Below are 14,870 nucleotides of genomic sequence, written 5' to 3'. Positions count from 1 at the left end.
AGCCGTTAAAAAAATCACCGAAGCCAGCAGGTTCAACGTGACGTATTTAATTGCGCCTTCCATCTGCGCCCGTTCACCGCCCAGAATCAACAGCGCAAACGACGCCACCAGCATAACCTCAAACCAAACATATAGATTGAAGATATCGCCGGTTAAAAAGGCCCCTGCCACCCCTGCTAACAGCAAATGCATCAGCGGGTAATAACCAAACTTTTCATGCCCCCGCCCTGTGGTGGCTAGCGAATAAACCCCCATAGCCAAACCAATGATGCCTGTCATTAAAATCATGACAGCACTTAACATATCGGCAATTAGCGTAATACCAAACGGCGCTGGCCAGCTGCCCATTTGCATGGTGATGTAACCATCAGCTAACACAGCAACAAACAGCCATATACTAACTAGCAACAGCGCAACATTACCCGCCACCGCAATAAAACGCTGGACGGGGCGAGAGCGCCAAAAAAGTAATGAAAGAGCGCCAGAAAGCAGTGGCAACAGGACGGGCAGTGCGACTTCAGGCCTCACGTGTCGGTATCCTTCATTTTGTCCAAATCATCTGCCTTAACAATTTCGTAGGCACGGCGAATTAACACAACAGCAAATGCCAGCACCCCAAATGCAATGACAATCGCCGTCAATACAACAGCTTGAGGCAGCGGGTCGGCTACTTCGGCTAACGGCTGTAACATGCCTTCCGGTATTAATGGTGGGGCGCCGCGCGTCATGCCTGCAGTAGTGAAGATCAGCAAATTAGCAGCGTTCGACAGCAGCAGTAGACCAATCACCAACTTCACAATAGAGCGACGTAACATCATAAAAATAGCGGCGGCGTAGAGTAGCCCTATCGCTAGTGCCATTAGCGGTTCCATACGGGACCTCCTAAGTCACTAAGGTTCATCCTTATCCACCTCCATCAGCGCCATCACCATGCCCATCACCGAACCAAGAACGGCAAAGTACACTCCTACATCGAAAATAAGCGGTGTAGACGCTTTAAAATCGATCACGGGGATAGTCCACCACTGAGCAGTTAAAAACGGTTGATCCATAAACCATGCTGGCACCACCGAAATCATCCCTAGCAGCAGCCCAACACCAATCAAGTCGCGTGGATCGACCATACGCAGCACCTCTTTGGTGGCGCTGACCCCAAAGGCAAACAGGTAAAGCGTGAAGGCCCCTGCTGCTACTAGCCCAGCAATAAATCCACCTCCTGGCTCATCATGTCCACGCAGCAATAGAAAAACTGAAAACATCAGCTGTAGCGGCATCAAAAACCGCGCCGCAGTGTTGAGAATAATAGTGCCGGATTTAACCATCGTAGGGCTCCTTAACACTGGCGTTTTCGCCGTTTTCGCCTTCTGCTGATTTGCTTTCATTGTCGCCGTGGCGCAGTTTAAGCATGGCGATAACCCCAATAGCAGCGAGCGCAAGAACAAACATTTCACCTAGCGTGTCGAGGGCACGATAGTCCACCAAAATGACATTCACGATGTTGCGACCATAGGCAAGAGGAGCGCTATTTTCGATCATATAAGCTGAAATCGGCTCAAACTGATCGATACTCCAAGCGGTCATAATCAGTAGGAAAATCAGAATTCCCATTGTTGCCGCCACAGCACCATCTCGAATACGTTCCAAATTTGTGGAAAGGTTTGAAAAACGCGGCAAACGAAAGAGCACCAAAACCAACAAGATAACGGTGAGCGTCTCAACCAGTAGTTGGGTAATGCCTAGGTCGGGAGCACTGAAAAGAATAAAAATAAGCGCAATAGAGAATCCCATAATGCCGACCGACACGACGGCTCCAAGTCGTGAGCGAGAAATGGTGGCAAACAGAGCCCCCATCACCATAGTGCCAACAACAATTACCTCGTGGAAGCGCACGTCCAGCGTTAGTGCCAACTGAGGTGCATGGCGCACAAGTATTGAGTTACCAATCAAAACGATCAGCACCACCAGCATAACGAGAATATAGTTACGCATATAACCGTTTTGCAGCAGGCGTGTTTGCCATTCAGAAAAACGCACAATGCTATTCATGAAGCCTTCATAGCCTGCTTCTGGGCCATGTCGCATTAGTGGCGCCAACATCGCTAGTTTACAACGCACACTATCCCAGCGTTTAAACAGTAAAAAGCCTAGTCCAAGGCTGACGATCGACATAATCAGCGCCATATTGATGCCATACCAAAGCGATAATGACACTTGCAGCGGCTCACCTACCACCGCTGTCGCCGCTGACGTAAGCAGCGCATCGGTACCAAGCATGGCTGGTGCCAGCCCTAACACAAGTGAACCAAGCGCCAATACAGCGGGCCCAACTAACATACTAAAAGGCGCTTCATGGGGTGTTTTGGGTGTTTCAATTTGCCGACCATAGAAGGGGCGGAAGGCGATAATAGCAGCCACTGCAATCGTCAAAATAGCCGCCAGGAAAGCAAACAGGACTAGCAACACATTGAAGCGCTCCGCCCCCAGCGCTGCCTCTAGCATTAGCTCTTTACCAATGAAGCCAAATAGCGGTGGCACGCCTGCCAACGACAGTGCCACGACAAAAGCAATCACCGCAGTGATTGGCATGGCAGACCTCAAGCCGCCCATTGCGGTGACATCTTTGGTGCCTGTCTCATGGTCCAGAATACCGGCGACCATAAACAGTGCCCCTTTGTACATTGAGTGGGCAAGCAAGAACGTTACAAATGCCGTCATGGCGTACTCAGAACCAATGCCCAGCAACATGGTTAGCGTGCCAAGTGCCATAATGGTGGAATAAGCCAGTAGCTTTTTAATATTGGTGTGATGGATTGCTAAAAAGGCACCTGTCAGCATGGTAATAGCACCGACGACCGACAGTATTCCGATCCATAGCGCTGTGCCACCCAATTCAGGGTGTAAGCGCGCCAGTAAGTAAATACCCGCTTTCACCATGGTGGCCGAGTGGAGGTATGCCGACACCGGCGTTGGCGCAGCCATGGCGCTGGGTAACCAAAAATGAAAAGGAAACTGGGCTGATTTTGTGAATGCCCCCAGCAGCAAGCAAATGAGCATCGGGGTATAAAGCGAATGTTCACGCAGATCGCTTTCCATTTGGCCAATCTCATAAAACGACCAGCTTCCGCTTGCCCCCCCTAACAGCACCAGACCTGCCATCAGCGCCAAACCACCAGCAACCGTTACAAACAGCCCCTGACGTGCGGATTTTCTTGCCTCCATATCGGTATGGTTAAAGCCAATCAGCAAATAAGAGGTGATGCTGGTTAGTTCCCAGAATACGAAAAGCGTAAGCAATCCATCGGCAAGCACCAGCCCCAACATAGAGGCCATAAACGCAACAAGTGCTAAATGAAAGCGTGCAATATCCGTATGGCCTTTGAGATAACCACCGGCATAGATCAATACGAAAGTACCGATAACGGTAATCAGCAGCCCGAATAAAAGTGACAGTCCATCAAGCAGAAAACTCAAGCTGATGCCTAATGATGGCACCCAAGACCACTCCAACAGTAATGGCCCTTCACTCATTACAGCGGGTGCCTGACTGAACAGCCAGGCAGACATCAAGGCAGGAAACAGCGCCAGTACGAGGCTCGTCCGTTCTCCAAACCAGCGGTTGAGCAAAGGCGACGACGCTGCCAGCACAAAGCCCATTAATACAGCGAATTGCATCCGGTGGTTTCTCCCTATAAGAACGTGTCAGTTAACCCCAAGGCAGTAGCAAGACCAAACGGCTCTAAGCGTTGGCTAAATGTGATTATTAATGCACAAACCTTATACCAAGGTTGATTACGTTTCTATAAAACTAGTCACCCATAAAAAAAGCCGTCCTAGTTGAGCACTTTTGGGGTGCAGTTCACTTTGGCGGCTTTTGACAAAACGCACTATTAAGAAGCGGACAGCCACCCCGCCAACTCGTTGTTAACAACCGCTAACAGGGCATCAATGTGATCGTCTCGATCATTCAAGCAGGGAATATAACTAAACGTCTCCCCTCCTGCGCCCATAAAGCTATCGTGAATCTCTTCTTTAATCTCCTCCAGCGTTTCAACACAATCAGAAGAGAAGGCAGGTGACATAATCGCAATATGCTTATGCCCTTGCTTGGCAAGTTCAGCCACATGATCAACGGTTTGCGGGCCAACCCACTTTTCTGGGCCAAACTGAGACTGAAAGGCGGTGTCTACTTCCTCTTTACTCAGCCCTAGTTTTTCACGCATCAAACGCGTCGTTTTCTGACACTGACAATGGTAAGGGTCACCTTCTAATAGATAACGTTCGGGGACACCGTGGTAGCTTGCTACCAGTTTCGTCGGACGCGTTTCAAAGCCGTCGTAAGCTTCCTGAACCGAATTCGCCAGCGCCTGAATATAGGCAGGATGCTCAAAATAAGCGGGCACCGTACGAATATAGGGCTGCCACTTCATTTTCATCAGCGTACGGAATGCCTGATCATTTGCCGTCGCAGTCGTAGGCGAGCCGTACTGAGGGTAAAGCGGGAAGAAAACGATCCGCTCACAGCCCTTCTCTTTCATGCGCTTAAGGACACTTTCCGTTGACGGGTTGCCGTAGCGCATACAGAAATCAACTTCGATGCTATCGCCGTAGAGCGCTTTCAAACGTGCAGCTATTTTTTCAGTTTGGGCACGCGTCGTCGTTAACAACGGGCTCTCGTTCTTCTCGTTGTTCCAAATACTTTTATAGGCGTTACCAGAAGAAAATGGACGTTTGGTCAAAATAATCAGTTGTAAAAGCGGCTGCCACTTCCAATTAGCGTAATCAACAACACGCTTATCGGACAAGAACTCGCTAAGGTAGCGCCGCATAGACCAATAGTCGGTTGCGTCCGGGGTGCCCAAGTTAGCCAACACCACGCCGACTTTTGCAGGGGGAACGGCAGGATGATCACTTGGCGCATGGACCAAGCGCCCTTCGCCCAGCTGATCTTTTACAACGCTATCGACCATGTCGCTAACTCCTCAGATGCTTTAAACAGTTGGCAAAATCTTAACACTTTTCGGCAAAGCTGCGGCATAAAGTTATACTATCAACATTATTTGTATAACTGTAGACCAACTCATGTCGAAGCCTTTATCCTTGGTGACCACCAGCCTTCGCTTTCATTATCAAAGAGTGCTCAATGAGCCGTTTTTCTACGCTTCACGCAACGTCACCTGTCACGCTATATCACAATGGCCACTGCCCTTTTTTGCCGCGTGGAAGTCACGTGGTTTGCAAAGCATCGCCATCAAGAACGTGTCGCACTCGTGGACATTCAGAGTAGTGATTTCAATGCAGCCGATATAGGGCACAAGTTTGACGATATGATGGGGCTACTGCATGTCAAAGACAGCCAAGGAAATGGTATATCGGGATGGATGCCAGCCGGGCCCTCTATGCGGTACTGGGCTACCGGTGGCTAGTATGGCTTTCTTGCTTACCAAGCCTGCGAGGAGTAATGGATGCAGGCTATCGTTTTTTTGCCCGTCGCCGTGTGCGGCTAGGGCGATGATGGAAGAAGCGTCACGCAAACAAGTGAGGACGCCATAGGATGTTGCAATGTTTGTAGTGTTAAAACACTAGCGGCATACGTGATGTTAACGGCGAACTGTAATGAGCATCGCGTCCAATCACTTCATCCTGGGGTACATGCTGCACTAAGTAAGCACGGTGAATCCCAGCACGCTTTAGCTCAAGATAAACATCATCTAGCGAGCGAAACAGCATTGGCTTACCGCGCTGGGTCAACATATGCCGCTCGCCCTCTACATCTTCAAGCTCTAGTTGATAAAAGCGGCTGCCCGAATGCGTGATAACGCGTATTTCAAAGTTATCGTGACCCGCAACAAATTGCTTCAGTTCTTTAAGTTCCATGGTTCCCTCCTGTGATTGTTCATCATCATGGGGCACAGCATGACGATACCCCATGACAATTTTATTACCTTGGCACTAACTGCCTATGACGGCAACATCACAAAAGAGTTCCTGACCAAAACGTCAACTTATTCGTCGAATTATTGATACTCAGAGGGGTCGATTGCTTTACCTAACGAGTTGCGATCTATCCAGTTACCGCCTTTAGTTTCCTTGTAACGGAAAACTACTTTATCGCCCACCGTTACCGGCAGTTCTGAATCTTCAGTTTGGTAGCTATATTTTTCTCCTTCAACTACCAGGAAGTAACGGTAGAGGTCAGGCATTCCCAACCACTCTTTAAATGGCCCTTCTCGCTCTAGTGACTGCAGTTCCCCACGGCCTTCCAGCTTAGGAAGACGCTTACGGTTACCACGTCTAAAACCACCTGCCATTTGCTACTCCTGTCTATCTGCTTGGTCGGGGAGGAGCATTATACGTTCTCCCCCCTAACGCTCAAGTTAATCGCCGAACGCTTCGCCATAGCTATCGGGCGCAAGGTCTTCGAAGCGTGTGTATTTACCAATAAAGGCCATATGTACCGTACCGATAGGCCCGTTACGCTGTTTACCAATAATCAGCTCGGCAATCCCTTGGTTGTCAGGATTGTCAGGGTTATACACCTCATCTCGGTAAACAAACGCAATGACGTCGGCATCCTGCTCAATCGCGCCGGATTCCCGCAGATCCGACATGACAGGACGCTTATTGGGGCGCTGCTCCAACGAACGGTTAAGCTGTGAAAGTGCTACAACAGGGCATTGAAACTCTTTTGCTAGCCCTTTCAGCGAGCGGGATATCTCCGATATCTCACCGGTACGGTTTTCAGAAAACCCAGGAATCTGCATTAACTGCAGATAGTCAATCATGATCAGCGCCATATTGCCGTGCTCCCGCACCACTCTACGTAGGCGTGAGCGCATTTCATTAGGCGAAAGCGCCGCAGTATCATCAATAAATAGCTGCTTGTCTTTGAGCAGGTTGACCGCCGATGTTAATCGCGGCCAATCTTCATCTTCCAACTGCCCCGAGCGCACACGGGTTTGATCAATCCGACCCAACGAAGAGAGCATACGCAGCATCAGAGATTCTGCTGGCATCTCCATGGAGAACACCATCACCGGCTTATCGCTAGCAATAACCGCGTGCTCCACCAGATTCATGGCAAAAGTGGTTTTACCCATTGACGGGCGGCCCGCGATAATTACCAAATCTGAGGGCTGTAAGCCTGAGGTCATTTCATCGAGGTCACGAAACCCCGAGGAGAGCCCTGTCATTTCACCCTTTAGATTGAACAGCTCATCAATACGATCAACGGCTTTGGTTAGCAGTTCACTCATGCCGATAGGACCGCCCGTTTTCGGCCGCTCTTCGGCAATCTGAAAGACTAATCGCTCAGCTTCATTCAGCAGCTCATCAGCAGGCCGCCCCTGGGGCGAAAACGCCCCGTCAGCAATTTGATTGGCCGCACGGATTAATTTACGCAGTGTTGCCCGCTCGCGAACGATATCCGCATAAGCACGAATATTACTGGCAGAAGGCGTATTGCGAGCCAGCTCAGCTAAGAATGCCAAGCCGCCTACCGTATCCAACTGATCACGCGCTTCTAACGCCTCTGACAGCGTTATAACGTCCAGCGGCTGCCCGGATTCGGCCAAATGAATCATCACATTGAATACCAAGCGATGCTCATAGCGGTAAAAATCATCCGCCACCAACCGTTCCGAGACATTGTCCCAGGCCTGATTATCCAACATTAGCCCACCTAGCACCGACTGCTCCGCCTCAAGAGAGTGCGGCGGCAGCTTTATCGCTGCCGTTTCCTGATCAGCAGAAGGCTGGTCCTGCATAGTGAGCTCCTTAATCATAAAGCGTAGCCAATAACGATGACTATCTTAGCGGGACAATCTCAAACTCACCATAAGCGACCTATCTACGCCAAGCGACGTTCAAAAAAATTCGACCCACACCTCAAACGTTTTTGACCGCGCTTAGAACGACATAGATTAAAAAGACAAAGGGCGCGGGAAGACCCGCGCCCTTTGAGGCGTCAGCGTTGGCGAGAGCGTTTACTCTGCGACAACAACCACGCGAACAACAGCATCTACTTCTGCATGCAGGTGTAGAGCGATGTCGTATTCGCCAGTTTGGCGAATCGGACCTTGCGGCATACGTACTTCGCTCTTGGCAACTTCGATGCCAGCAGAGGAAATAGCGTCGGCCAAGTCACGAGGACCGATAGAACCGAACAGCTTGCCTTCATCGCCTGCTTTAGAAACCAACGACAATTCGATGTCGTTAAGCTGCTCAGCACGCGCTTCAGCTTCTGCTTTACGCTCAGCGGCTTGGGCTTCAAGCTCAGCACGCTGGGCTTTGAATGCTTCAACGTTATCTTTGGTTGCCGGCACGGCTAGGCCGTAAGGAACCAAATAGTTACGACCATAACCGGGCTTTACAGTGACTTTGTCACCCAGGCCGCCCAGCTTACCAATGTTGTCGAACAGAATGACTTCCATCTCGTAAACCTCTTGTCAGTTGCTGCGGGCAAGGCGTGCGCGAACGTTCGCGAATGTATCAATCAGCCCCAACAGCAGCACAATGAGAATCGTGGGCCAGGTCGTGATCAGCAGCACATAAAATGCCACCAGCCACAGCCCGTTCATCCCCTTTATTCCAATAAACCCATGCACTAGCGCAATGCCAGCTACCAGCAGTGGAATCCAACCAAGCATTGCCAGAGCGTGCGCTCCCAACACCATACCCCCCACACCAAGCACGACTAAAACAGCCAGCTCTTTGGGCGATAGGCGCAGTGCGTGAAACTCTTCGCGGAAGCCGCCTGGGTTATAAAGCCCAGCTTGCCAGCTTCGCGCCAAAGCCAAACACGCAATAGCGGCCAACAATACCACCAAGCCTGTTACACCACCGATCACCATAGCGGCGAGCGTCGGTGCATCAATACCTTGGTTAGCAAACTCTGTCAGCATGCGATCAATCTCAGTAGAGCTTGCTCGCAGTTGCTCCAGCATTAACTCTGTTCCACCTGGCGGTATAAAGATGCCGAGTTGAACCATAACCGCTGCCGCCAATGTGCCAACGATTAACGCTTCACTCCAACGCATCCTCTCACGCAGGATGACTGCCATTAGCGTTACTAGCAGTACGCTAGCAAGTGGAATGACGTCACCTTGAGACCACCAGAACCCCGCAGGTAGTGCAGCAGCGATAATTACCGGAAGCGCAGGTGCAAAACCTTTGCGTAAGGTAACTAGCGCGGCGATGGCTGCCCCTAACCAGAACAGCCAAGGCACTAGCGTCGCTAACGCCGCCCCGCCAATGGCATAGGGCGTGCTCCGCATGAGCCATCTCGCCAGTGCCAGCATCACGTTAAACGCTTACTGATGGCTATCGGAGTAGGGCAGCAGTGCCAAGTAACGCGAACGCTTGATAGCAGTCGCCAACTGACGCTGATAGCGTGCTTTGGTGCCGGTAATACGGCTCGGAACGATCTTGCCGGTTTCGGTGATGTAAGCCTTCAGCGTATCGAGATCTTTGTAGTCGATCTGCTTGACGCCTTCAGCAGTGAAGCGGCAAAACTTACGGCGACGGAAAAAACGTGCCATGGACTAGCTCCTTAAAACGTGCGGTGGATGAAATTAGGCAGTTTCTTCTTCAGCTTCTTCAGCGCGCGGTTTATCTTCGCGACGCGGACGCTTTTCTTCTGCCGGCTTCATCATCGGAGAAGCTTCGGTGATCGCTTCTTTACAGCGAACAACCAAGCTGCGGATGATGGCGTCGTTGAAACGGAAGATGTTCTCGATTTCTTCGAGAGTCTCGCCGGTGCACTCAACGTTCATCAGCACGTAGTGGGCTTTGTGGATCTTGTTGATCGGGTAAGCCAGGTGACGACGGCCCCAATCTTCCAAGCGATGCACAGTGCCACCGTTTTCGGTAACAATGCTGGTGTAGCGCTCGACCATAGCCGGCACTTGCTCGCTCTGATCCGGGTGGACCATAAACACGATTTCATAATGACGCATGGAATCTCCTTGCGGTTTGACAGCTTCCGGTGTGTATTGACACAGCTGTATCAATGACGACAGGGAAGCAAGGAGTTAACTGAAATGCCCATTGTTCACCGCGAACGATGTCATTTGGGGCATCAAGCAGAACTGTTTTTCGTATTAACTGTTAGCCAATACGAGCGCCCGCTTAAAGTTAAACGGGCGCAAGCATTCTAGTGGGCTAGTGCTTAACTTGCAAGCTGCCTCTGCCGAACAGCTTCAAACAAACAAATGCCTGTCGCGACCGATACGTTCAGGCTGGACACCTGTCCGGCCATAGGCAGCTTTGCCAGATTATCGCAGGCTTCCCTGGTTAACCGGCGCATGCCCTTCCCTTCAGCGCCCATCACTAATGCAGTCGGGCCAGTCATATCAATCTCAAACAGGCTAGCCTCAGCTTCACCAGCAGTACCGGTAATCCATACACCAGCATCTTTTAGCTTAGCCAATGTACGCGATAGGTTAGTAACCTGATAAACAGGCACCACCTCGGCTGCGCCGCAAGCTACTTTCCGCACCGTCGCGTTCAACGGCGCGGCTTTATCCTTAGCCACAATCACACCGTGGGCACCAGCAGCATCCGCGCTGCGCAGGCACGCACCAAAGTTATGAACATCGGTAACACCATCCAGCACTAACAATAGCGGCGGTGCAGACGCTTGCCATGCGCGTAGCTTCAACCACAACGACTCTTCCCCTTCGGGAACCAGCGGCGGGCAAAATGCCACAACCCCTTGGTGGGCTGCACCCTGAGTAAGCTGATCCAGCAAGTCTCGAGACTGCTCTTTAATCCGCGCACCACGAGCCTGAGCGCTCGCAACCACTTCCTTCAAGCGGTTACCCGCGCCTTGCTGCACCCACAACTCAAGGGGCGTTTCGCCCCGTTCCAGCAGACTTTCCAGGGCGTGAACGCCATACACTTGGTCTAGCCCATCCGGAGTTCGAACAGCCGGACGCGAGCTACGTCGAGACGACGATTTCATGCTCAACCCTTATTCGGTGATGGTTTACGCGGGCCATTACGCGTGCGTCTTGGCCCACGGCGCGTCGGCTGCTTATCAGCCGATGCCGCTTTGCTAGCTCCCCCTTCTACTCCAGCACCACCTTCTCCACCGCGGCGCTTGCGCGGCTGGCGGCGTGGCCGGGGTTTCTCGTCAGCTAAACCAAAGTCGATCTTACGATCATCCATATCTACCCGCGCAACCTGAACCGTAAGCCCGTCACCCAAGCGGTAGGTCGTGCCTGTGCGCTCACCTTTGAGGCGATGCTTCTCTGCCTCATAGTGGTAGTAGTCAGAGGGCAGCGAGGTGACATGCACCAACCCTTCGACATAGAAGTCATCCAGTCGCACAAACAAGCCAAACTGAGTCACTGAGGCGATAGTACCTTCAAACGTTTCGCCCAGCTTGTCGGACATAAACTCACACTTGAGCCAGCTTTCAACATCACGGGTTGCTTCATCAGCCCGCCGCTCGGTCATTGAGCAGTGCTCACCCAACTCAAGCATTTGCTCGAAGGTATAAGGACACCACTTGCTTGGCGGATCAACCGGTGCGCCTTCTACCCGAACAACCGTATTGGTTTGTCGTGGCCCACGAATAACCGAGCGAATGGCACGATGCACCAATAGATCAGGGTAACGACGAATCGGTGAGGTGAAGTGCGCATAGGCCTGGTAAGCCAAGCCAAAATGGCCCTCATTCTGGGGCGAATAAACCGCCTGGTTCATTGAGCGCAGCATGACAGTTTGGATGATGTCAGCATCTGGGCGATCAATAATCGCCTCACGTAACGCTTGATAGTCCTGAGGCGTCGGCATATCGCCACCACCAACGGAAAGCCCCAGTTCGCTCAAGAACAGACGCAGCTTATCAAGGCGCTCCGGTGTCGGGCGCTCGTGAATACGGTAAAGAGCGGGCAAGTCATGCTTATCCAGGAAGCGCGCGGTGGCCACGTTGGCCGCCAGCATACACTCCTCAATTAGCTTATGAGCATCGTTGCGGGTGCGCGGGACGATTTTTTCAATCTTGCGCTCATCATTGAAGATAATCGCCGTTTCAGTGGTATCAAAATCAATCGCACCACGCTCTTCCCGGGCACTACGCAGCAGGCCATAAAGCTCGTGCAAATTTTGCAACGGCTTCACTAGCGCCTTGTGCTCATTGCGCAGCGCTTCCCCTTCATCGCTCTCGTTATCGAGGATGGCCGCCACTTTATTGTAGGTCAGGCGAGCGTGGGAGTTCATTACCGCTTCGTAGAACGAGTAGCGGCTAATAGCCCCCGTCTTGGAGATATTCATCTCACAGACCATCACAAGACGATCAACATGGGGATTTAACGAACACAAGCCATTTGAGAGCAGCTCAGGCAGCATCGGCACAACCTGGCCTGGGAAGTACACCGAGTTACCCCGCGTGCGCGCTTCATCATCAAGCGCGGTCCCCGGGCGCACGTAGTGCGACACATCGGCAATAGCGACCAACAGCTTCCAACTGCCCGACTTGGTTTTCCAGGCGCACACCGCATCATCAAAGTCTTTGGCGGACTCATCGTCGATAGTGACCAACGGAATCTCACGCAGATCGACGCGGTGTTGCTTATCTTCCTCTAATACTTCTGCTGAAATACCGCTGGTTTGATCAAGCACTTCTGGCGGAAACTCAGCGGGAATATCGTAGCTACGAATCGCGATATCTATTTCCATGCCAGGATCCATCCGCTCGCCCAGCACTTCGATAACCTCGCCGACCGGCTGAACACGCGTGGCCGGCTGCTGAACGATTTTTGCAGATATTACCTGCCCGTCTTTCGCGCCAGCGCTTGCCGTATGAGGAATGATAACTTCCTGGGTAATACGTGGATTTTCAGGAATCAGCACACCAAACTCAGGCGAGTTACTACGGTATACACCCACAATCGTTTGGGTGTTTCGCGCAATCACATCGGCAATAGTCGCCTCATCACGGCCACGGCGGTCACGGCCACTAACACGCGCCAGCACGTAATCGCCATGGAAAACACGGCGCATCTGACGTGGAGGCAATACTAAGTCTGGCTTTTTACCATCATCACGCAGCAGGAAGCCAAAGCCATCTCGGTGGCCCAGCACCTTCCCTTTAATAAGGTCAAGTTTATCAATTAGTGCATAAGCGCCGCGGCGATCGCGCAGCACCTGACCATCACGCTCCATGGCAGCCATACGACGGCGAATAGCTTCAAGATGATCTTCATCTTCAATGCCGAGCATGCGGCTCATATTTTCGTGGGTTATTGGCTTGCCGTACGTTTCCAGGGCAGCTAATAAATATTCGCGGCTGGGCGCAGGATTATCATACTTTTGCGCCTCGCGCTCGGCGTGCGGATCATCACTCAACGTCCAGTACTTCATGCGATCAACATCCTTGATTGCGTTTGCGGGAGGCAGACAGTTTGCGCAGGCGCAGTGCACTGCGGGCGGGAGGATTCAGCCAATGATTGACTGAAAAACATCATGTTTGGTTTGGTCATCACTGCATTATAGCGCTGCCCGCTCAATCACCCAACCACCTAGCTCGGCAATTGTACGATTTTAATGATAAAAAACAGTTACTGGGTCTTGCATTTAAGCGTGGCCTCGGTATCATACGCGCCACTTGCCCAGATGGCGGAATTGGTAGACGCGCTAGCTTCAGGTGCTAGTGTCCGTATGGACGTGGAGGTTCAAGTCCTCTTCTGGGCACCATCTTATATCATGTCACCCCCTTTTCATGGTGTAAAATGGTGTAGCGGCAAGCAGTACTATTTTAGAAATAGTATAGATAAAGTATTAGCAAAACGTTTGTATTCGCCCAGGTGGCGGAATTGGTAGACGCGCTAGCTTCAGGTGCTAGTGTCCGTATGGACGTGGAGGTTCAAGTCCTCTCCTGGGCACCATGCGAATACAAACAGCAGTAAGATCAATAGCGAAATATGATATGCCCAGGTGGCGGAATTGGTAGACGCGCTAGCTTCAGGTGCTAGTGTCCGTATGGACGTGGAGGTTCAAGTCCTCTCCTGGGCACCAACGCTGTAACATTATTGACTTACCCCCCCTCGCCTACACTTATTGTCCCTCTGACTTTTAATTCTCACTTCTACTTCCTCGATTCGAATAGAGCGCTGGCGCCTGCTGGGCTGAAGATAAAAAAAGCGACTACTCTTACAGATGTAGCCGCTTAGGTTACTGTCAAAATTGCGCTATCAGGCGAAGATAAAACCTTCCGCCAGATACTTGCTGTGTATTTCGTCGGATGAGGCGAAGTAAGCCATTACATCGCCCTGGCCAGCCTGCTCAGCTCCCAGCACCTCAGACCAGTACTCAAGCCCTTCTGCATCGGGCGCACGGTCGAAGGTATTGTCATAAAGCAGCATTAGGAAGTCATCATCGCCTAGGTTATCACCATGCGCGCTGACAAACTCTTCCGATGCTAAGAAGTAGTCAGCCACCTCAAACAGACTGCTACCTTCGTTACGAATACCGGACCAATACTCCAACCCCTCGGCATCCGCCTCGCGGTCAAACGCCATCTGGTAAAGCGCCTCAATAGCCGAAACCTCAACGCTATCAGCTACCTCACCCAGCTCCACTGTAACAACTGCTGATGCTGCCACGCCTTGGCTATTGGCAATTGAATACTCGAAAGTATCCATAACCATCTCACCCTCTGCCAAAGCAGTAAACGCAGAACCTTGGTCATAAGTGAAGTCGCCATTTTCCTGCACAACCACACTCGCACCGGAGTCCAGCGTCATCGCCGTATTGAAAACAACATCCTGACCATCAATGGCAGTGATGACAATTGCATCGTCCCCAGTAGCCTGATCAGCACCATTGCCATTATCAGCAAACAAGTTGCCACTGGCCAACCAGCCAAA

General features: G+C 51.5%; 14 protein-coding genes, 3 tRNA genes and 2 pseudogenes. 4 read left to right on the top strand and 15 right to left on the bottom strand.

Annotation, left to right across the window (positions count from 1 at the left end; genetic code table 11):
- The 5 genes and pseudogenes from INT22_RS20675 to hemH form a co-directional block, all read right to left on the bottom strand.
- A pseudogene (locus INT22_RS20675) lies at window positions 1-528 on the bottom strand (Na+/H+ antiporter subunit D); the annotation flags it as partial.
- On the bottom strand, window positions 525-872 hold the full coding sequence (locus tag INT22_RS10100) for a Na+/H+ antiporter subunit C (protein ID WP_193060347.1): 348 nt from the start codon (window positions 870-872) through the stop codon (window positions 525-527). The gene INT22_RS10100 and the pseudogene INT22_RS20675, both read right to left, overlap by 4 nt.
- An 18-nt stretch (window positions 873-890) precedes the next feature.
- Complete coding sequence (locus INT22_RS10095; RefSeq protein ID WP_193060348.1) at window positions 891-1,322, bottom strand: Na+/H+ antiporter subunit B; 432 nt, start codon at window positions 1,320-1,322, stop codon at window positions 891-893.
- Window positions 1,315-3,672 carry a putative monovalent cation/H+ antiporter subunit A gene (locus INT22_RS10090; protein ID WP_193060349.1) on the bottom strand — a complete coding sequence of 786 codons (2,358 nt, stop codon included), beginning with the start codon at window positions 3,670-3,672 and terminating at the stop codon, window positions 1,315-1,317. Before INT22_RS10090 ends, INT22_RS10095 begins: the two co-directional genes overlap by 8 nt.
- 215 nt (window positions 3,673-3,887) lie before the next feature.
- On the bottom strand, window positions 3,888-4,967 hold the full coding sequence (gene hemH / locus INT22_RS10085) for a ferrochelatase (RefSeq protein ID WP_193060350.1): 1,080 nt from the start codon (window positions 4,965-4,967) through the stop codon (window positions 3,888-3,890).
- A 398-nt stretch (window positions 4,968-5,365) separates the two neighbouring features.
- Between hemH and INT22_RS21885 the strand changes: the two are divergent.
- Window positions 5,366-5,512, top strand: a pseudogene (locus INT22_RS21885) (DCC1-like thiol-disulfide oxidoreductase family protein); the annotation flags it as partial.
- A 59-nt stretch (window positions 5,513-5,571) separates the two neighbouring features.
- Here INT22_RS21885 and INT22_RS10075 read toward each other — a convergent pair.
- From INT22_RS10075 to rnr, 9 genes are all read right to left on the bottom strand, one after another.
- On the bottom strand, window positions 5,572-5,874 hold the full coding sequence (locus INT22_RS10075) for a DUF6482 family protein (protein WP_038476962.1): 303 nt from the start codon (window positions 5,872-5,874) through the stop codon (window positions 5,572-5,574).
- 140 nt (window positions 5,875-6,014) lie between these two features.
- Entirely contained in the window at window positions 6,015-6,308 is a 294-nt protein-coding gene (locus tag INT22_RS10070; RefSeq protein WP_009721685.1) for a hypothetical protein, read from the bottom strand.
- Between the two features lie 66 nt (window positions 6,309-6,374).
- On the bottom strand, window positions 6,375-7,763 hold the full coding sequence (dnaB, locus tag INT22_RS10065; protein WP_009721684.1) for a replicative DNA helicase: 1,389 nt from the start codon (window positions 7,761-7,763) through the stop codon (window positions 6,375-6,377).
- 219 nt (window positions 7,764-7,982) lie between these two features.
- Entirely contained in the window at window positions 7,983-8,429 is a 447-nt protein-coding gene (gene rplI / locus INT22_RS10060) for a 50S ribosomal protein L9 (protein ID WP_193068163.1), read from the bottom strand.
- Between the two features lie 15 nt (window positions 8,430-8,444).
- On the bottom strand, window positions 8,445-9,296 hold the full coding sequence (locus INT22_RS10055; RefSeq protein ID WP_038476971.1) for a hypothetical protein: 852 nt from the start codon (window positions 9,294-9,296) through the stop codon (window positions 8,445-8,447).
- 12 nt (window positions 9,297-9,308) lie between these two features.
- Window positions 9,309-9,536 carry a 30S ribosomal protein S18 gene (rpsR, locus tag INT22_RS10050; protein WP_009097135.1) on the bottom strand — a complete coding sequence of 76 codons (228 nt, stop codon included), beginning with the start codon at window positions 9,534-9,536 and terminating at the stop codon, window positions 9,309-9,311.
- A gap of 33 nt (window positions 9,537-9,569) precedes the next feature.
- On the bottom strand, window positions 9,570-9,953 hold the full coding sequence (rpsF, locus tag INT22_RS10045; protein ID WP_009721681.1) for a 30S ribosomal protein S6: 384 nt from the start codon (window positions 9,951-9,953) through the stop codon (window positions 9,570-9,572).
- Between the two features lie 212 nt (window positions 9,954-10,165).
- Window positions 10,166-10,960, bottom strand: a complete 795-nt coding sequence (gene rlmB / locus INT22_RS10040; RefSeq protein ID WP_089039382.1) for a 23S rRNA (guanosine(2251)-2'-O)-methyltransferase RlmB — start codon at window positions 10,958-10,960, stop codon at window positions 10,166-10,168.
- A 2-nt stretch (window positions 10,961-10,962) separates the two neighbouring features.
- The gene (gene rnr / locus INT22_RS10035) at window positions 10,963-13,365 is read right to left on the bottom strand and encodes a ribonuclease R (RefSeq protein WP_193060351.1); all 2,403 of its coding nucleotides are present in this window, start codon (window positions 13,363-13,365) and stop codon (window positions 10,963-10,965) included.
- Between the two features lie 246 nt (window positions 13,366-13,611).
- Between rnr and INT22_RS10030 the strand changes: the two genes are divergently transcribed.
- From INT22_RS10030 to INT22_RS10020, 3 genes are all read left to right on the top strand, one after another.
- Window positions 13,612-13,698 (top strand) — tRNA-Leu (locus INT22_RS10030).
- 104 nt (window positions 13,699-13,802) lie between these two features.
- Window positions 13,803-13,889, top strand: a tRNA-Leu gene (locus tag INT22_RS10025).
- A gap of 43 nt (window positions 13,890-13,932) precedes the next feature.
- Window positions 13,933-14,019: transfer RNA gene (locus tag INT22_RS10020), tRNA-Leu, on the top strand.
- A gap of 176 nt (window positions 14,020-14,195) precedes the next feature.
- On the opposite strand, the gene INT22_RS10015 is transcribed toward INT22_RS10020, so the two are convergent.
- On the bottom strand, window positions 14,196-14,870 hold a 675-nt coding region (locus tag INT22_RS10015), incomplete at its 5' end, for a DUF4214 domain-containing protein (protein ID WP_193068162.1).

Source organism: Halomonas sp. 3D7M (genome assembly GCF_014897885.1).
GTDB lineage: Bacteria > Pseudomonadota > Gammaproteobacteria > Pseudomonadales > Halomonadaceae > Vreelandella.
This window is presented reverse-complemented; position numbering and strand designations above follow the sequence as displayed.